The 16,698-nt window shown below is 70.8% G+C and carries 17 protein-coding genes; 13 read left to right on the plus strand and 4 right to left on the minus strand.

Features of this window, described 5'->3' with window-relative positions; all coding sequences use genetic code 11:
* Positions 1-39: 39 nt before the first annotated feature.
* Both tsaE and B9P64_RS02940 read left to right on the plus strand, forming a co-directional pair.
* On the plus strand, positions 40-555 hold the full coding sequence (tsaE, locus tag B9P64_RS02935; protein ID WP_085315087.1) for a tRNA (adenosine(37)-N6)-threonylcarbamoyltransferase complex ATPase subunit type 1 TsaE: 516 nt from the start codon (positions 40-42) through the stop codon (positions 553-555).
* A complete protein-coding gene (locus B9P64_RS02940) occupies positions 552-2,036 on the plus strand; it encodes an N-acetylmuramoyl-L-alanine amidase (RefSeq protein ID WP_235839878.1) in 1,485 nt (494 codons plus the stop codon). The genes tsaE and B9P64_RS02940 overlap by 4 nt, the downstream gene beginning before the upstream one ends.
* Positions 2,037-2,102: 66 nt before the next feature.
* On the opposite strand, the gene B9P64_RS02945 is transcribed toward B9P64_RS02940, so the two are convergent.
* Positions 2,103-2,708, minus strand: a complete 606-nt coding sequence (locus tag B9P64_RS02945) for a DUF4337 domain-containing protein (RefSeq protein ID WP_085314778.1) — start codon at positions 2,706-2,708, stop codon at positions 2,103-2,105.
* Positions 2,709-3,085: 377 nt separating this feature from the next.
* Between B9P64_RS02945 and B9P64_RS02950 the strand changes: the two genes are divergently transcribed.
* The 6 genes from B9P64_RS02950 to B9P64_RS02975 all read left to right on the plus strand — a co-directional run bounded on the left by B9P64_RS02950 (position 3,086) and on the right by B9P64_RS02975 (position 11,169).
* Complete coding sequence (locus B9P64_RS02950; RefSeq protein WP_051377998.1) at positions 3,086-3,493, plus strand: BLUF domain-containing protein; 408 nt, start codon at positions 3,086-3,088, stop codon at positions 3,491-3,493.
* Positions 3,494-3,674: 181 nt separating this feature from the next.
* The gene (locus tag B9P64_RS02955; RefSeq protein WP_051378000.1) at positions 3,675-6,104 is read left to right on the plus strand and encodes a putative bifunctional diguanylate cyclase/phosphodiesterase; all 2,430 of its coding nucleotides are present in this window, start codon (positions 3,675-3,677) and stop codon (positions 6,102-6,104) included.
* A 165-nt stretch (positions 6,105-6,269) separates the two neighbouring features.
* The gene (locus tag B9P64_RS02960; RefSeq protein WP_028310471.1) at positions 6,270-7,028 is read left to right on the plus strand and encodes a pseudouridine synthase; all 759 of its coding nucleotides are present in this window, start codon (positions 6,270-6,272) and stop codon (positions 7,026-7,028) included.
* Between the two features lie 176 nt (positions 7,029-7,204).
* Entirely contained in the window at positions 7,205-7,948 is a 744-nt protein-coding gene (locus B9P64_RS02965) for a glutathione peroxidase (RefSeq protein WP_028310472.1), read from the plus strand.
* Positions 7,949-8,303: 355 nt separating this feature from the next.
* Positions 8,304-9,755 (plus strand): dihydrolipoyl dehydrogenase, encoded by a 1,452-nt coding sequence (locus B9P64_RS02970; protein ID WP_028310473.1) that lies wholly within the window; start codon positions 8,304-8,306, stop codon positions 9,753-9,755.
* Positions 9,756-9,987: 232 nt separating this feature from the next.
* Positions 9,988-11,169 (plus strand): Fic family protein, encoded by a 1,182-nt coding sequence (locus B9P64_RS02975; protein WP_028310474.1) that lies wholly within the window; start codon positions 9,988-9,990, stop codon positions 11,167-11,169.
* A 100-nt stretch (positions 11,170-11,269) separates the two neighbouring features.
* Here the strand turns inward: B9P64_RS02975 and B9P64_RS02980 are convergent, their stop codons facing one another.
* Positions 11,270-12,148: a LysR family transcriptional regulator gene (locus B9P64_RS02980; RefSeq protein ID WP_028310475.1), complete on the minus strand. Its 879-nt coding sequence runs from the start codon at positions 12,146-12,148 to the stop codon at positions 11,270-11,272.
* Between the two features lie 103 nt (positions 12,149-12,251).
* Between B9P64_RS02980 and B9P64_RS02985 the strand changes: the two genes are divergently transcribed.
* Complete coding sequence (locus B9P64_RS02985; RefSeq protein ID WP_034410439.1) at positions 12,252-12,590, plus strand: hypothetical protein; 339 nt, start codon at positions 12,252-12,254, stop codon at positions 12,588-12,590.
* A gap of 4 nt (positions 12,591-12,594) precedes the next feature.
* Entirely contained in the window at positions 12,595-12,945 is a 351-nt protein-coding gene (fdxA, locus tag B9P64_RS02990) for a ferredoxin FdxA (RefSeq protein WP_028310477.1), read from the plus strand.
* A gap of 1 nt (position 12,946) precedes the next feature.
* On the opposite strand, the gene B9P64_RS02995 is transcribed toward fdxA, so the two are convergent.
* Positions 12,947-13,873, minus strand: a complete 927-nt coding sequence (locus tag B9P64_RS02995; RefSeq protein ID WP_034410441.1) for an ion transporter — start codon at positions 13,871-13,873, stop codon at positions 12,947-12,949.
* Between B9P64_RS02995 and B9P64_RS23495 the strand changes: the two genes are divergently transcribed.
* From B9P64_RS23495 to B9P64_RS03005, 3 genes are read left to right on the plus strand one after another with little or no spacing between them, the layout of a single operon-like run.
* Positions 13,872-14,108: a hypothetical protein gene (locus B9P64_RS23495; RefSeq protein WP_139826114.1), complete on the plus strand. Its 237-nt coding sequence runs from the start codon at positions 13,872-13,874 to the stop codon at positions 14,106-14,108. The two genes, B9P64_RS02995 and B9P64_RS23495, sit on opposite strands and share 2 nt — an antisense overlap.
* Complete coding sequence (locus B9P64_RS03000; protein WP_051378003.1) at positions 14,090-14,458, plus strand: type II toxin-antitoxin system Phd/YefM family antitoxin; 369 nt, start codon at positions 14,090-14,092, stop codon at positions 14,456-14,458. Before B9P64_RS23495 ends, B9P64_RS03000 begins: the two co-directional genes overlap by 19 nt.
* A gap of 32 nt (positions 14,459-14,490) precedes the next feature.
* Positions 14,491-15,189, plus strand: a complete 699-nt coding sequence (locus tag B9P64_RS03005; protein WP_235839879.1) for a zeta toxin family protein — start codon at positions 14,491-14,493, stop codon at positions 15,187-15,189.
* Between the two features lie 113 nt (positions 15,190-15,302).
* On the opposite strand, the gene B9P64_RS03010 is transcribed toward B9P64_RS03005, so the two are convergent.
* On the minus strand, positions 15,303-16,682 hold the full coding sequence (locus tag B9P64_RS03010; RefSeq protein WP_028310480.1) for an 8-oxoguanine deaminase: 1,380 nt from the start codon (positions 16,680-16,682) through the stop codon (positions 15,303-15,305).
* Between the last annotated feature and the right edge of the window lie 16 nt (positions 16,683-16,698).

Here is a 16,698-nt window from a genome sequence, read left to right on the forward strand (position 1 = left end):
CGGCGCTTTTTCATCCTTTGAACCGATCGAGGCCCGAGTATGAATTCACCTCTCGCGACGCTCGCGGTCAGCCTGCCCGATGCCGCCGCCACCGATGCGCTCGGCGCGCGCCTTGCCGCCGTGCTGCGCGCGCCGCTGCATCTGCAACTGCACGGCGACCTCGGCGCCGGCAAGACGAGCTTTGTGCGCGCCGTGCTGCGGGCGCTCGGTCATGCGGGGCCAGTCAAGAGCCCGACCTACGCCATCGTCGAGGGTTACAGCCTTGAACCGAACTTGCGCACAACCGAGAACGATTCGAGAATTGCGTTCTACCACTTTGATTTTTATCGGTTTAACCGTGATGAGGACTGGCTCGATGCTGGCTTGCGCGAATACTTCGCCGCCGATGCGGTCTGTGCCGTCGAATGGCCCGAGAACGCCGGCGCGCTGCTGCCGGCGCCCGATCTGGCCCTGCATCTCGATTACGCCGATGACGGCCGCCTCGCGCGGCTCGATGCCTACAGCGAACGGGGGCGCGAATGTCTGAACGCGCTGGCAAGCCCACGGGCGACATGAACCGCCTCTTCGATCGTCGCCGCGTGCTGCGCGCCGGCGGTGCCGCCTTGCTGCTGCCGCTGGCGGCGCCGCAGGCCGCACGCGCCGCGCAGATCGCCGCCGTGCGCGTCTGGCCGGCGGCCGACTACACCCGCGTCACGCTCGAACACGACAACGAGATCCGCTTCAGCCATTTCATGGTCGACAACCCCGACCGGCTGGTGGTCGACGTCGAAGGCCTCGATCTCAACGCCACGCTGCGCGACCTGGTCTCCAAGATCACGCCCAACGATCCCTACATCCGCGCGGTGCGCGTGGGCCAGAACCGGCCGCGCGTGGTGCGCCTGGTGCTCGACCTCAAGCAGCGCGTGCGGCCGCAGGTGTTTTCCGTGGAGCCGGTGGCGCAGTTCCGGCATCGACTCATCTTCGACCTGTATCCGGCCGAGCCGAGCGATCCGCTGATGCAGCTGGCGCAAGGCGGCGACGCGCCGCCCGCCACCGACCCGCAGCAGCCGGCGCGCGCCGCCGCCAGCTCGCCGCTGCCCGAGCCGCCCGCCGGCCCGGCGCCGCTCGCGCGTGCCAACGAGCCCGGCAATGGCGACTGGATCACCCGCATCGATCCCGAGACCGGCGGCCGCGTAACGCAGACGCCACCCGCCGCCAATCCGGCCGATGCCGCACGCGGCGCCCACGCGCCGGCCACGCCGCCGTCGGCCGCCAACCGCCCGCCCGCGCCGGCGCTGGCCGATCCGCGCCCGTCGGTGGCGCGGCTCGTCACCATTGCGCTCGACCCCGGCCACGGCGGCGAAGACCCGGGCGCGACCGGCGCCAGCGGCAGCTACGAAAAGAACGTGGTGCTCGAAATCGCCCAGCGCCTGCGCCGCAAGCTCGATGCCGAGGCCAATGTGCGCGTCTTCATGACCCGCGACGACGACTACTTCGTGCCGCTCAACGTGCGCGTGCAGAAGGCGCGCCGCGTGCAGGCCGACCTGTTCGTCAGCATCCACGCCGACGCCTTCATCAACCGCGACGCGCGCGGCTCCAGCGTGTTCGCGCTCAGCGAAAGCGGCGCCTCGTCGGCCGCCGCCAAGTGGATTGCGCAGAAGGAAAACGACGCCGACCTGATCGGCGGCGTCAACGTCGCCGCGCGCGACCGCCAGCTCGCCAGCGTGCTGCTCGACCTGTCGACCACCGCCCAGATCAACGACAGCCTCAAGCTCGGCCGCGCCGTGCTCGAGCACATCGGCAAGATCAACAAGCTGCACAAGGGCGATGTGGAGCAGGCCAGCTTCGCGGTGCTCAAGGCGCCCGACATCCCGTCCATCCTGGTCGAGACCGCCTTCATCTCGAACCCCGAGGAAGAGCGCCGCCTGAACGACGACGCCTATCAGGACAAGCTGGCCGACGCCATCGTGTCCGGCATCCGGCGCTATTTCGCCAAGAATCCGCCGCTGGCCAAGAGCCGGCTCGCGGCGGCCGACGCGGCCGTGCGGCGCGGCTGACCGCCGCCTCGCGCCGCAAGACTTAACCGTAACGGCGTGGCCGCAGCGCCACGCCGGGCGCTGCCGTCAGACGTGCAGCGCCGCCGCCGCCAGCCCCAGCGCCAATCCCGCCGCTCCCAGCCCGTACACCCCCAGCTGAAGCCACTTGCGCCGCGTCAGCAGCGCAATCGCCGACAGCGCGATCGCCACCTGCATCGCCGTCGTGGCCTGGGCCCAGCGGTGATGCACATGCAGCTGCCGCTCCGACTCGTGATCGAACTCGGCCGACTCGTGCTCGAGTGCCTCGGCCTCCTTCTTGATGCCTTCCTTCTCGCTCTTGTAGCGCTCGGCCTCGGCCTTGAGCCGCGCGATCTCGGCCACCACCGCCTCGTTCTGCGACTGGGCGCCGAGCAGGCCCATGCCCAGCTCGGCCAGGTTCTGCTTGCCGCTCTTCGACTGGTAGAAGGCCCAGCGGTCGGCCGCCTCGGTCTTCTTGATGGCCGCATCGTTCTTGGCCAGCGACGATGCCGCCTGGGTCGCGCCGCCCTCGTAGGCGAACAGCGCGCCCACCGTGGCCAGCACCGCCGTCGTCACCGCCACCCGGCTCGCGAACGGATCCTTGTCGCCATGCGCGGCGGCATGCTCGATCTCGTGGTCATGCGGTCCATGCACATGGAAATGATCGCCAGACATTCGCTTTGCTCCTGCGGATTGCGGGGCGGCCCGGGCCGCTGCCCGATCGGTAGCGGCCATGCGTGGCCGACGGAAAAATCGGGGCCGGATTGTGCCGCAGGCAGAAGACCGCGCCATCGTCCGCGGCCGTGTCGCGGGTGGCGGATGTGACCGCCTCGCCCCCGTCGATCTCATGAAGATCACCGGTCTCGGCGCCCGCTGGCAGCAAGTCGCCTTCGACGGCCGGTCGCCCGACGCCTGCCCGAAGCCGGGCGTGCGGCGCCGCGCTGGCGCGATGCCGGCACTTGTGCGGTGCCGCACGAAGCTATCCTGAAGGGGAAAGCAGAGCGCCCCCCGCCCCTCCCGCATGCGGGTCCGAGGCGTCAACCACAGCCCGCATGATCGAACTCATCCACACCAGCGAACCCGGCGACAGCAACATCGCGGCCCGGATCGCGCAACTGGCGCGCGAATCGCGGCGCGGCAACCGCGCGGCCGGGCTTACCGGCCTGCTCATCTTCGACGGCTGGCGCTGCTGCGAATACCTCGAAGGCGAAGCCGAGGCGCTGGATCGGCGGCTCGGACTGCTCGCTGCCGATCCGGCGCTCGGCAGCGTCACCGTGCGCCATCGCGCACCGCTCGCGCTGCCTGAAAGGCGATTTCACGGCTGGAGCCTGAGCTTTGCCGAGCCGGCCGGCCCGCACAGCCTCGACGCCCTGTTCGCCAACCTCGGCCCGGCCTGCATCGTCCATCTGCTCGCGCTCATGCCCTGGCTCGACAGCGCGCCGGGCGGCGTCGGCGTCTGACGCGCCGGGCAGGTTCCGCCTCGCCGCCTCGCCCGCCACCCGTCGCCTCGCACGCCGCCTTCGCGCCGGATCGCCCGATCAGGTGCCGATCCGCCCGGCTTAGCCGGCTCAAGCCCTGCTGCCCGACGGCCGTCAACCGTTCATGCCCCCTCTTGCCGGGGCAACGAACGCTTTCCTCCGCATGGGCTTTTCCGATTCCCTTCGGGCGCGTTTTCGCCGCCTGCTGCCACGCCGACTGTCGCGCCAGATCACGCTGCTCGTGATGGGCATGCTGCTGATCGCCCAGGTCACGGGCTTCCTGATCGTGCGCGCCGGTCTGGACAGCGTCGCGCGCGAAACGCTCGCCATCGACCTCGACGCCGGCATGCGCATCGCGCAACGGCTGCTGGAGCAGAGCGGTGCCGAACTCGGCGCCGGCTTCCGCGTGCTGCGCAACAGCAGCGACTTTCTCGCCGCCGCGCGCGCCGACGCGCCCGACCGCGATCACCTGCGCGAACTGGCCGCGCCGCTCGGCGCCCGCCGCGTGACCGTGCTGACCGAATCGACGCACCCGCTGCTCGACGAACTCGACCTCGCCGGCGCGCCCGGCCTGCCGGCGCTGCTCACGCACGCCCGGCAAGCCGGGCTCGCCAGCTCGATGGCGCTCGCGCCCGACGGCATGGCCATGCGCGTGGTGGCGCTGAGCGTGGGCGCAGGCCCGCGCTTCGTGCTCTACGGCGTGCCGCTCGACCAGCCCGCGATGGACAGTCTCGCCAGCCTGAGTGGCGTCGACCTGATGCTGGCCGCACGCGCCGAAGGGCGGCCCCGCCTCCTCGCCGCCAGCCTGCCGCCCTCGGACTGGGTCACGCTCGAAACCCAGCTCGTCGCCGGCCCGGTCGAGCCGGGCGAACGCCAGTTCCTCTTCGCGCTGGGCGACACGCGCCGCGAAGGCGTGGCCGAATGGCTGCCCAGCCTGCGCGCCGAACCCCAGCTCCAGCTCATCGCGCTGCACACCCATGGCGACAGCCTCGCGCGCTTCACCGGCATGCGCCGCAACCTGCTGCTGGTGACGATCGCCACGCTCGCGCTCGGCCTCGCGCTGGCGCTGACGCTGGCGCGCTCGATCGCCGGGCCGATCCGGCGCATCGCGGTCAAGGCGCTGCGCGTCGGGCGCGGCGAGGCGGTCGAGCAGGTCGCCTTCCACAGCAGCGCCGAACTGGAACAGCTCGGCGCCGCCTTCAACGCGATGCGCGCCAGCCTCGCCGAGCGCGAGCAGCGCATCAACGAACTCGCCTTCTGCGACGGGCTGACCGGCCTGGGCAACCGCACGCTGTTCATGAGCCGGCTCGAACACGCGCTGCAGCACGGCGAGGCGCGCAGCGTCAGCGTGCTGCTGGTCAACCTCAACCGCTTCGGCACCATCAACGACGCGCTCGGCGCGCGGCTGGCCGACGCACTGCTGCGCGAGGTGGCGCGGCGCCTGTTCGAGACCGCGCGGCCGCAATGCGCCGCCATCGCGCGCATCGCCGCCGACGAGTTCGCCTTCCTCGTCGACCAGCCGCGCGCCAATCACGACCGCGTGCATGCGCTGGGCGAGGCGCTGCTCGCCGCGCTCGACGTGACGCTGTCGGTCGAGGGCCAGCCGGTCGACATCTCGGCGCGCGCCGCCAGCGTGACCGCGCCGGTCGACGGCCGCGACGCGCCCACGCTGCTGCGCCATGCCGCGCTCGCGCTCGACGAGGCGCAGCGCAAGCACCGCCCGCTCGTCGCCTACACGCCCCAGGTGCAGCGCGATCCCTGCGTGCGGCTCAGCCTGCTGTCGGAGCTGCGCGTCGCGATCGACAAGCACCAGCTCGAGCTGCACTTCCAGCCCAAGGTCGGCATCGGCAACGGCCAGCTCGAATCGGCCGAATGCCTGCTGCGCTGGCGCCATCCCGAGCGGGGCCTGATCCCGCCCGACAGCTTCATTCCCTGGGCCGAGCAGACCGGCTTCATCAAGCGGCTGACGGCCTGGGTGCTCGACACCGCCTGCGCCCAGATCGCGCGCATGCGCGCGCTGCACATCGAGCTGCCGCTGGCCGTGAACCTGTCGGCGGTCGATCTCGACAATCCGGCACTGCACGGCAAGGTCGAGGCGGCTCTCGCGCGCCACGGCGTGCCGCCCGCGATGCTGAAGCTGGAAATCACCGAGAGCGCGGCCATGAACGACCCGGGCCGCGCGCTGGCCACGCTGGCGCGGCTGCGCAGCCTCGGCATCGGGCTGGCGATCGACGACTTCGGCACCGGCCAGTCGTCGCTGTCGTACCTGAGCCGCTTTCCGGTCGACGAGCTCAAGATCGACAAGAGCTTCGTGCGCGGCATGTGCGCGCACCGGCATGACGCGATGCTGGTGCGCTCGACCATCGACCTCGGCCATCTGCTCGGCCTGAGCGTCGTGGCCGAGGGCGTGGAGGACGAGCGCACGCTGCGCCTGCTCGGCCATGTGGGCTGCGATCTGGTGCAGGGCTACATCGTGAGCCGGCCGCTGGCGGCCACCGACTTCGAGCGCTGGGTCGCCCAGCACCGGCTGCGCCACGAGGGGCCGCTGGTCGATCTCGATCCGACGGCGACGGTGATCGAGCTGTTCCACTGAGGGCGTCCGGGCGCCGGGACGGCGGTCGCGGGCCGGATGATGGGGCGCTGCCCGGGCCGTGCGCGGCGGCCGGACCCGGCCCGGACTGGCGCGCACGCCCGTTCCCGCACCGACACCGCCATCGGCGCCGATAATCCGCGCCGCCCGATCCGCCTGCCGCGTCCGATGTCCGCTCCCGCCCCGCCCCTCGCTCCCGTCTATGCGCCGCCGCCCGATACCGGCCTCGACCTGCTGCACGCCGATGACGCGCTGGTGGTCGTGGTCAAGCCGGCCGGCCTGCTCAGCGTGCCCGGGCGCGGCGCCGGCCATGCCGACTGCCTCGCGGCGCGGGTGCAGGCGCGCTTCGCCGATGCGCTCGTCGTGCACCGGCTCGACCTCGCCACCTCCGGCATCGTCTGCTTCGGGCGCGGCGCGGCGGCACAGCGCGAACTGAGCCGGCAGTTCCAGGCCCGCGAGACCGCCAAGCGATATGTCGCGGTCGTGGCCGGCCGGCCCGCCGCCGACGCCGGCGAGATCGACCTCCCGCTCATCTGCGACTGGCCCAACCGGCCGCGCCAGATGGTCAGCTTCACGCACGGCAAGCCGTCGCTGACGCGCTGGCGCCGGCTCGCCGCGACGGCGGTGGCGGACATGGCGGACGGTCACGCCAGCCTCGCCGCCCCGCTCGCCGTCCGGAACGACGCCGGGTCCGACGCGGCTGCAATCGCTTGCAGCCGCGTCGAACTGGAGCCGGTCACGGGCCGCTCGCACCAGCTGCGCGTGCATCTGCTCGCGCTCGGTCATCCCATCCTCGGCGACGAGCTCTACGCGCCACCGCCGGCGCGCGATGCCGCGCCACGCCTGCTGCTGCATGCGTCGCGGCTTGCGCTGACGCATCCCGTCGACGGTTTTCCGCTGGCCTTCGAAAGCCATCCCGGGTTCTGATGCGGGCGCCCGGACCGGGGCTATCAAGTCGAGCGGATCAATAGTTAATTGACTATCGATTCGCTTAACACAATGAATTAGACCTATCGGCGGCCCATCCCGATACTTCGCTCCATCGCTGCACGACGCAGCGCAGGTCAACCCCCAGCAGCACTGAACATTCCGAGGAGTCAGCAATGCCCACGTTTGAAAGCCGCGAAGGCCAGCGCGTCCCCAACGTCACCTTCCGCACCCGCGAGAACAACGCCTGGAAGGACGTCACCACCTCCGAGATCTTCGACGGCAAGACCGTCGTCGTGTTCTCGCTGCCCGGTGCCTTCACGCCCACCTGCTCGTCGTCGCACGTGCCGCGCTACAACGAACTCGCCGCGACGCTCAAGAAGCACGGCGTCGATACCGTGGCCTGCATCTCGGTCAATGACGGCTTCGTCATGAGCGAATGGGCCAAGGATCAGGAGAGCGCCAACATCGTCATGATCCCCGACGGCAACGGCACCTTCACCGAAGGCATGGGCATGCTGGTCGACAAGGCCGACCTCGGCTTCGGCAAGCGCAGCTGGCGCTATTCGATGCTCGTGAAGGACGGCGTGGTGCAGAAGATGTTCATCGAGCCGGACAAGGAAGGTGACCCGTTCGAAGTCTCGGACGCCGACACGATGCTCAAGTACGTGGCGCCCGAAGCCACGGCGCCCGACCAGGTCGTCGTGTTCACCAAGCCGGGCTGTCCGTTCTGCACCAAGGCCAAGGAAGAACTCAAGGCCGCCGGCTACGAGTTCATCGAAGTCCCGCTCGAACACAAGGTGCGCGGCAAGGTGCTGGGCGCGCTGAGCGGCAAGATGACGGCGCCGCAGGTGTTCATCAACGGCAAGCTCATCGGCGGTTCGGAAGAAGTCACCGCCTTCGTCGCCGGCAAGAAGTGATGCCGCGATGCCGCCCCGCCCGGGGTGGCGACGGCAGGGTGACGCGGCATCACGGGCCGCGTCACCCTGCCTGATGCAAGCCTTTGCAGGCCTGGCCTTCCGGTGGGTCGGCCTGCATCGGCGGCAATTCCAGACGCCCTGTCGCCCGGGTGCGTCGCCGGCATGACCGGCATGCAACTCCTCCAATCGATTCCCGGCCCGGGACATCCGCAGCGCCCGCGCGCGACCCGGCCCGCCCCCCCCTTCCGCTCCTGCCCGAGTCGCGCGCCGCGCCCCGGCCGGCAGCGTTCAGCCCGACGATCTGCAAACCCTTGCAAGGCGTCGCCCGATCCGGGCCGCCCACGGAGATAACGAGATGAAGACCCTCACACCCGACGTTGCGGTGATCGGTGCCGGCACCGCCGGTCTGGCTGCCTACCGCGCCGCCAAGGCGGCGGGCGCCAGCGCCCTGCTCATCGAGGGCGGCGCCCACGGCACGACCTGCGCCCGCGTCGGCTGCATGCCGTCCAAGCTGCTCATCGCCGCCGCCGAGGCCGCGCATTCGGCCCGGCACACGGCGCCCTTCGGCGTGCATGTGGACGGTGCGGTGCGCATCGACGGCCGCGAGGTGATGGACCGCGTCAAGCGCGAGCGCGACCGCTTCGTCGGCTTCGTGGTGAAGGGCGTGCTCAACATCCCGACCGAAGACCGCATCGAGGCCTTCGCGAAGTTCACCGCGCCGATGGAGCTGCTGGTGGGCGAGGACACGATCGTGAAGCCCGGCCGCATCGTCATCGCCACCGGCTCGGCGCCCGCCGTGCCGCCGCCGTGGCGCGCGCTCGGCGACCGGCTGATCGTCAACGACGACGTGTTCGCCTGGGACGATCTGCCCGAGCGCGTGGCCGTGTTCGGCCCCGGCGTGATCGGGCTGGAGCTGGGCCAGGCGCTGCACCGCCTCGGCGTGAAGGTGCGGTTGTTCGGCATGGGCGGCAAGGTCGGCCCGCTGAGCGACGAGGCCGTCATCCGCAGCGCGATCGGCATCTTCGGCGCCGAGTTCCCGTTCTCGCCCGACATCAAGGGCAGCGACATCCGCCGCGAGGGCGACGAGGTGGTCGTGACCTGGACCGAGGCCGCCACCGGCGAGACGCATACCGAGCGCTTCGACTACCTGCTGGCCGCGACCGGCCGCCGGCCCAATCTCGGCAAGCTGGGGCTGGAGCATTCCGGCCTCGAACTCGACAAGCAGGGCGTGCCGGTGTTCGACCCGGCCACGCTGCAATGCGGCACGCATCCGGTGTTCATCGCGGGCGACGTCAACAACATCGTGCCGCTGCTGCACGAGGCCGCCGACGAGGGCAAGACCGCCGGCCACAACGCGGCGGTGTTCCCGGACGTGGTGGCGGGGCTGCGCCGCGCGCCGATCTCGGTGGTGTTCAGTGAGCCGCAGATCGCGATGGTCGGCAAGCGCCGCGGCGAGCTGGAGGACGGCTGCTACGTGACCGGCGAGGTGGATTTCGCCGACCAGGGCCGCAGCCGCGTGATGCTGAAGAACGCCGGCCTCATGCATGTGTATGCCGACGTGCGCGACGGCCGCTTCCTGGGCGCCGAATGGCTCGGCCCGCGCGCCGAGAACATCGCCCACCTGCTGGCCTGGGCGGTGCAGCAGCGGCTGACGGTGGCGCAGATGCTCGACATGCCCTTCTATCACCCGGTGGTGGAGGAAGGCCTGCGCACCGCGCTGCGCGACGCGGCGGCCCATCTGGCAAAGCTGGGCGCGGCGGAGCGGGAGTGCCTGAGCTGCGAGGACAAGGCCAGCGACGCGAACTGAGCGATGGCGGCCCGGGCGACCGGGCTGTCCCCGCTCAGGACGCAAAAAGTCGGCTAAAGAGTCGGCTAAAGAGTCGGCTAAAGAGTCGGCTAAAGAGTCGGCTAAAGAGTCGGCTAAAGAGTCGGCTAAAGAGTCGGCAGAAAATTATTCTTCAAACTCATCATTCCAATAAAATTCTCTTCCTTATCAACAAGTTTTGACTGCAAAATTTCGGCAGTAAAGTCGGCAAAAAATGTTCACGCATCCCGCGCAGTTCGAACCCCTTCAACCGGACTTCCAGCATCGGAAGCTCGACGAACTGCGCGAGCGCTGCGCGACGCTGGTCGAGCGTGCCCAGCGCCTCGCTGGCATGGCCCATCCGGTCACGCGTACCGAGTTGCGCGAGCTGCTGCGGGCAATGAACTCGTACTACAGCAACCGCATCGAGGGGCAGGGCACGCATCCGCTCAACATCCAGCGCGCGCTTGCCCGCGATTTTTCCGAGCGGCCCGACGTAGCGCGGCTCCAGCGCATCGCCGTGGCCCATCTCGATGCCGAGCGCGAACTCGAAGCGCGCGTCGCGGCCGGCGACTCGCCCACCACCATGGCCTTCCTGATCGACGCCCATCGCGCGCTGTATTCCCGCCTCGCGCCTCAAGACCGCCTCACCGATGACGGCCTGCCGATCGAACCCGGCGCCCTGCGCAACCGCGAGGTCGAGGTCGGGCGCCATGTACCGCCGGCCGCCGCCGCGCTGCCCGCCTTTCTCGCGCGACTCGACCAAGTGTTCGGCAAGCTGCCGCCCGGCGAGCGCCTGCTGCTGCCGGTCGCCTGCCTGCATCAGCGCGCCGCCTGGGTCCATCCCTTTCTCGACGGCAATGGCCGCGCGCTGCGGCTCCAGACCCATGCCGCGCTCTGGCGCCTGAGCGACGGGCTGTGGTCGGTCAATCGCGGGCTCGCGCGGCGCCGCGCCGACTACTACGACCATCTCGCCGCCGCCGACGCCGCGCGCCGGGGCGATCTCGACGGGCGCGGCAACCTGAGCGAGGCCGCGCTGCGCGACTGGTGTGATTTCTTTCTCGGCATCTGCGAGGACCAGGTCGGCTTCATGACCCGCCTGCTCGACCTCGACGCGATGAAGACGCGCATGCAGGCGCTGCTGAGCTTCCGTGCCGCGCACGACAAGAACATCCGCATGGAAGCGCTAGCGCCGCTGCACTACGTGTTTGCCGCCGGGCCGGTCACGCGCGGCGAGTTCGCGCAGATGACCGGACTCAAGGAACGCACGGCGCGCGCGCTGCTGTCGCGCCTGCTCACGACCGGGCTGCTGCGCAGCGACACACCGCTCGGTCCGGTGCGGCTCGGGCTGCCGCTCGACGCGCTGCAATTCCTGCTGCCCGATCTCTATCCCGAAGCCGCTACCCAGCCGGATTGAGCGACCCTCCCCTCGGAGGGACGGCCGGCTCGCCGCCGGCTGCCGGTCGCCCCCCGGCCAGAACAGCGCGGCGGTCTTGCATGCCCCCGTCATCTCCGTTTCACCCCAGCGCCGCCACCGCAAAGTCCACGAAGCTCCGCAGCTTGGGCGGCGTGAACCTCCGGCTCGCCCACAGCGCATGCAGCATGAACGGCGGGTGCTCGTGGTCGGACAGCAGCCGTTCCAGCCGGCCTTCGGCCAGGTCATCGACGATGAGCACGTCGGGCAGCCAGGCGATGCCGAGCCCGGCCTGCACGGCGCGCAGCGCGAGCAGGGTGTCGTCGGTCTTGAGCACGGAGCGCGGGCGCAGGCGCGCCGGGCCGGCGGGGCCGTTCATCGTCACCGAACTCATGTCCACGTAGGTCGGCAGGATCGCGTCGAGGCGCGGGATGTCGTCCGGCCCGGCCGGGCGACCCGCGCGGTCGAGATAGGCCGGCGCCGCCACCAGCAGCAGCCGGATCGGGCACACCGGCCGCGCCACCAGCGACGGCGTCGGCTCGTTGGTCACGCGCAGCGCGAGGTCGAAGCCTTCCGACGCGAGATCGACCTTGCGGTTCTCGAGCCTCAGGTCCACCACCACCTCGGGATAGCGCGCGTGATAGTCCACGAGCATGCGGGCGAAGCGCGGCGTCGCGGCCCAGACCGGCGCGGTCACGCGCAGCAGGCCGCGCGGGCGGTCCTGGATGCCGAGCAGCTCGGCCTCGGCTTCGTCCAGCAGTTCCAGCGCGCCGGCCGCGTGGGCGTGATAGCGCTCGCCGGCCTCGGTCAGGCTCAGATGGCGGCTGGTGCGGTTGAGCAGCCGGGCGCCGACGCGGCGTTCGAGCGCGGCGATGTGCTTGCTCGTCATCGCGGCCGACAGGCCCAGCCGCTCGGCCGCGCCAGCAAAGCTGCCCGCGTCCACCACCTCGCGGAAGACCTTCAGACCGAGCAATCCGTCCATTGAGTTTCTTTTTGGGAAAGAAAGCCTCAACGGTATCGCGCTCGATCAACGGGCAGGAAAGCTTTACGGTCGGCAGCTCCGGCTTCCAGCATCTTCGATCGTCATGTCTGATCTCTCCTCCCTCAAGGCCGCGCAAGCACGCGGCCCGGTTGCCACGCCGCTCGCGGCGGCGGTGGCGGCCTCATCAGCTGTCACGGCTGCGTCGGCCGCCTCGACCATCGCGGCCGCCATGGCCGGCGCACCGGCGGGTTCGGCGCGCGCGAAGGCCAATGCGCAACGCCCCGAGCTGTGCGCCGGGCAGCTGCTGCCGCTGCCGGCCAATCCGCTCGCGCGCGCGGCCGTGCGCGGCCGGCGGCTGTTCGTCGCGGCAGTGGTCGTCAGCGCGCCGATCGGCTGGGGCATCGGGGCGCTCGGCCTGCTCGGGCACTGGGCGCTGGGCTGAGTCCGTGCCCTTCGTCGTCACCGAAGCCTGCATCCGCTGCCGGCATACCGACTGCGCGGTCGTGTGCCCGATGTCCTGCTTCCGCGCGGGACCCGACGTTCTCGTGATCCATCCGGACGAATGCATCGACTGCGCGGTGTGCGTGCCCGAATGCCCGGTCGGCGCGATCTTCCCCGACACCGGACTGCCGGCCGGCCAGGAGGCCTTCGCCGCCATCAACGCGCGGCTCGCGCGCCACGCGGGCTGGCCCGTCATCACCGAGCGCGAAGCCGCGCCGGCCGATCACGCGCGCTGGGCCGAGGTGAAGGACAAGCGCGCGCTGCTCGCCGCGACGCTCGCGCGGCTGCCGGGCTGATTCAGCCCTCGCCGCCGGCCACCGTGTCGTGATGCCAGTCGGGCAGCTTCGCGCCGCAATGGCGGCAGAAGTTGGCCTCGGGCGAATGGCCTTCGGTCAGGCAGAACTGGCAGGTGCGCGTGGTGACGGCGCCGGGCCAGCCGCGCCGCTGGGCGGTCATCTCGGCGGTGACGATGCCGGTCGGCACCGCCAGCACGCCCCAGCCGAGCAGCATCATCACCGACGAGATGAGGCGGCCCAGCTCGGTCTTGGGCGTGATGTCGCCGAAGCCGACGGTCGTCACCGTGGTCACCGCCCAGTACATCGCCACCGGAATGCTCGTGAAGCCGTTGTCCGGCCCCTCGATCACGTACATGACCGAGCCGAACACGAGGATGAGCATCAGCACGAAGCTCAGGAACACGGCGATCTTGCGGTAGCTCGCGCGCAGCGCCGCGCCGAGCGCGCTGAACTCGGCCACGTAGGCCGTGAGCCGCAGGATGCGGAACACCCGCAGCAGCCGCAGCACCCGCACGTCGATGAGCACATGCGCGCCCGGCACCAGCACCGCGATGTAGGTGGGCAGGATCGACAGCAGGTCGATCACGCCGAAGAAGCTGAGCGCATAGCGGCCCGGCCGCCGCACGCACAGCAGCCGCGCGACGTACTCGGCGGTGAACAGCAGCGTGAAGAACCATTCCGCGCCGTACAGCCAGCCGCCCCAGCGGTCGGAGATCGCATGCGTGCTGTCGAGGATGGCGACCAGCACGCTCGCGAGGATGGCGCCGATCACCGCGAGGTCAAAGGCGCGGCCGGCGCGCGTGTCGGCCTCGAAGATGATGGTGTAGAGCGTCAGCCGCCAGCCCGACAGCGGCTTGCCGAACTGCTGCGCGGCGCGGGCATAGGCGGGGACGGGCGGTGGCGCGGGGCGGGCGGAAGTGCGGTCCATGGGCGACGGCGCGAATCTGGATGAAGCCAAATTGAAACAAAGTGCGCGCGGCGGCAAGCGGCGTTGCGACGGGCGCGATGTTGCGCGCAAGACGGTGGCGAGCCGTGCCGGTGCACCGCCGGCGGCCGCGCGGGAAGGCGCCGCCCAGCCAGCCATCATGGCAATTTCGGCCGAAATGGCTAAGATTCAGGCATTCCCCGCCGGAACGAGGCCGTCATGTCCGCATCTGCTTTGAGCCTTACCACCTCCCTCGGCCAGTCGGTCGAGATGCCCGCCTTCAGCGCCACCGAGGTCAAGAACGAATTCGGTCGCGTGCTCGAAACCGCCTTCACCAAGGGCGCGGTCGCGATCACGCGGCATGACGCGCCCAAGGCGGTGCTGCTGTCGCTCGACGCTTGGCGCGCGCTTACCGGCGCGCAGGCCGCGCCGGCCGATCCGCTCGCGGCGCTCGGCGCCGAATTCGATGCGCTGCTCGCCGGCATGCAGACGCCGGCGGGCCGATCGGCGGGCGAGGCGCTGTTCGACGCCTCGCCCGATGAACTCGGCGCCGCCGCCGTGATGGCCGCCGCCACTGCCGGCCGATGACGGCCGCCGCGCCGCCAACCGATTCCGCCGCGGTGCCGACCGCCGCCGTCGCCTCGACCTCCGCCAGCAGCGCCGCGCCGCCCGCCGACGGCGCCGTACCGCGCCCGACGATCCGCGTGCTCGCCGGCACCAACGGCGCCGGTAAGAGCAGCGTGGCCGGCGCGATGCTGCGCGCCGCCGGCGGCGATTGGTTCAACCCCGACGCGGTCGCGCGCCGCCTGCGCGACGCCCATCCCGATCTCGACCAGGCCACGGCCAACGGCCTCGCCTGGCAGGCCGGCAAGTCGCTGCTCGAACGCGCGATCGCCGGCCGACTCGACTTCAACTTCGAGACCACGCTCGGCGCCAGCACCCTGCCGGCGCTGCTCGCGCGGGCGGCCGACGCGGGCTTCGCGGTGCGGGTCTGGTACGTGGGGCTGGAAAGCGTCGAGCTGCATCTGAAGCGCGTGGCCGAGCGCGTCGCCAAGGGCGGCCACGACATTCCCGAGGCCGACATCCGCCGCCGCTACGACGCCGGCCGGCGCAACCTCGTCGCGCTGCTGCCCCGGCTGGCGGAGCTGAAGCTGTTCGACAACAGCGCCGAGGGCGATCCGCAGGCGGGCATCTCGCCCCAGCCGCACGCGCTGCTGCACTGGAAGGATGGCCGGCTGCTGGCGATGTGCGAGCCGGCGGCGATGCCAGGCTGGGCGAAGCCGATCGCGGCGGCGGTGCTGAGGCTGGCGGCGGGTTGAGACGGGCGGGCCGGCACGCCGTCGCCCGCAAACGCCGGCAGCCACAAGCGCCTGCAACCAAAGCTGCGCCGGCATGAGCGATCACGCATGCTGCAAACGCTTGCAGCCCGGCATCACCTCACCAGCAACTGTCGCGCAAACGCGTTGTGCCGCTCCAGCACCACCGGCAGATCCACCGTGGTGACGCGCCCGTCGCGCACTACCACACGGCCGTTGATGACGCTCGTCGCCACCTTGGGCGGCGCGCAGAACACCAGCGCCGCCACCGGATCGTGCAGCGCGCCCGCGAACTCGATCGCGCCCAGGTCGAAGGCCACGACGTCCGCCGCCATGTCCACCGCCAGCGCGCCGATGTCGTCGCGGCCGAGCACCTTCGCGCCGCCGAGCGTGGCGATCTCCAGCGCCTCGCGCGCGCTCATCGCGGCCGGGCCGAAGCCCACGCGCTGGAGCAGCATCGCCTGCCGCGCCTCGCCGAGCAGATGGGCGCCGTCGTTCGAGGCCGAGCCGTCCACGCCGAGGCCCACGCTCACGCCCGCGTCGCGCATCTTGCGCACCGGCGCGATGCCCGAGGCGAGCCGCATGTTCGAGCACGGGCAGTGCGCGACGCCCGTGCCGGTGCGCGCGAACAGGTACACGCCCTCGTCGTCGAGCTGGACGCAGTGGGCATGCCACACGTCGGGGCCGACCCAGCCGAGGTCTTCGACGTACTCGGTCGGCGTCATGCCGAACTTCTCGCGGCTGTAGGCGATGTCGTTGACGTTCTCGGCCAGATGCGTGTGCAGCGACACGCCGCATTCGCGCGCGAGCGCGGCCGAGTCGCGCATGAGTTCGCGGCTGACCGAGAACGGCGAGCAGGGCGCGAGCACCAGCCGCGTCATCGAGAAGCGGCCGGGGTCGTGGTACGCGTCGATGAGGCGCTGGCTGTCGTCGAGGATGTCGGCTTCGCGCTCGACAAGGCTGTCGGGCGGCAGGCCGCCGGCGCTCTCGCCGACGCTCATGCTGCCGCGCGCGGCGTGGAAGCGCATGCCGATGCGGCGCGCCGCGTCGATGCTGTCGTCGAGCGTGCAGCCGTTGGGGTAGAGGTAGAGGTGGTCGCTGCTGGTGGTGCAGCCCGAGAGCATCAGCTCGGCCATTGCCGTCTGCGTCGAGATCTCGATCATCTCGGGCGTGATGCGGCTCCAGATCGGGTACAGCGTCTTGAGCCAGCCGAACAGTTCGGCGTCCTGCGCGGCGGGCACGGCGCGCGTCAGGCTCTGGTACATGTGGTGATGCGTGTTGACGAGGCCGGGGATGACGATGTGACCGGTCATGTCGAGCACTTCGTCGGCGGTCGGCGGCAGTTGCGCCGTCGGGCCGACCTGGGCGATGCGGCCGTTCACGCAATACAGGCCGCCGCCGCGGATCTCGCGGCGCTCGCCGTCCATGGTGACGAGCACGTCGGCGTTGCGGACGAGCAAGGTCTTGTTTCCAGTTGCGGCGGAACGGGCCGGCATCGATTCACCTTCAGAA

It is taken from the genome of Derxia lacustris (assembly GCF_002105195.1).
In the GTDB taxonomy this organism is placed as follows: domain Bacteria; phylum Pseudomonadota; class Gammaproteobacteria; order Burkholderiales; family Burkholderiaceae_E; genus Derxia; species Derxia lacustris.

Coding starts and splice junctions, on each gene's coding strand:
- tsaE (WP_085315087.1), top strand. CDS start 40: ATGAATTCACCTCTCGCGACGCTCGCGGTCAGCCTGCCCGATGCCGCC.
- B9P64_RS02940 (WP_235839878.1), top strand. CDS start 552: ATGAACCGCCTCTTCGATCGTCGCCGCGTGCTGCGCGCCGGCGGTGCC.
- B9P64_RS02945 (WP_085314778.1), bottom strand. CDS start 2,708: ATGTCTGGCGATCATTTCCATGTGCATGGACCGCATGACCACGAGATC.
- B9P64_RS02950 (WP_051377998.1), top strand. CDS start 3,086: ATGATCGAACTCATCCACACCAGCGAACCCGGCGACAGCAACATCGCG.
- B9P64_RS02955 (WP_051378000.1), top strand. CDS start 3,675: ATGGGCTTTTCCGATTCCCTTCGGGCGCGTTTTCGCCGCCTGCTGCCA.
- B9P64_RS02960 (WP_028310471.1), top strand. CDS start 6,270: ATGTCCGCTCCCGCCCCGCCCCTCGCTCCCGTCTATGCGCCGCCGCCC.
- B9P64_RS02965 (WP_028310472.1), top strand. CDS start 7,205: ATGCCCACGTTTGAAAGCCGCGAAGGCCAGCGCGTCCCCAACGTCACC.
- B9P64_RS02970 (WP_028310473.1), top strand. CDS start 8,304: ATGAAGACCCTCACACCCGACGTTGCGGTGATCGGTGCCGGCACCGCC.
- B9P64_RS02975 (WP_028310474.1), top strand. CDS start 9,988: ATGTTCACGCATCCCGCGCAGTTCGAACCCCTTCAACCGGACTTCCAG.
- B9P64_RS02980 (WP_028310475.1), bottom strand. CDS start 12,148: ATGGACGGATTGCTCGGTCTGAAGGTCTTCCGCGAGGTGGTGGACGCG.
- B9P64_RS02985 (WP_034410439.1), top strand. CDS start 12,252: ATGTCTGATCTCTCCTCCCTCAAGGCCGCGCAAGCACGCGGCCCGGTT.
- B9P64_RS23495 (WP_139826114.1), top strand. CDS start 13,872: ATGGGCGACGGCGCGAATCTGGATGAAGCCAAATTGAAACAAAGTGCG.
- B9P64_RS02995 (WP_034410441.1), bottom strand. CDS start 13,873: ATGGACCGCACTTCCGCCCGCCCCGCGCCACCGCCCGTCCCCGCCTAT.
- B9P64_RS03000 (WP_051378003.1), top strand. CDS start 14,090: ATGTCCGCATCTGCTTTGAGCCTTACCACCTCCCTCGGCCAGTCGGTC.
- B9P64_RS03010 (WP_028310480.1), bottom strand. CDS start 16,682: ATGCCGGCCCGTTCCGCCGCAACTGGAAACAAGACCTTGCTCGTCCGC.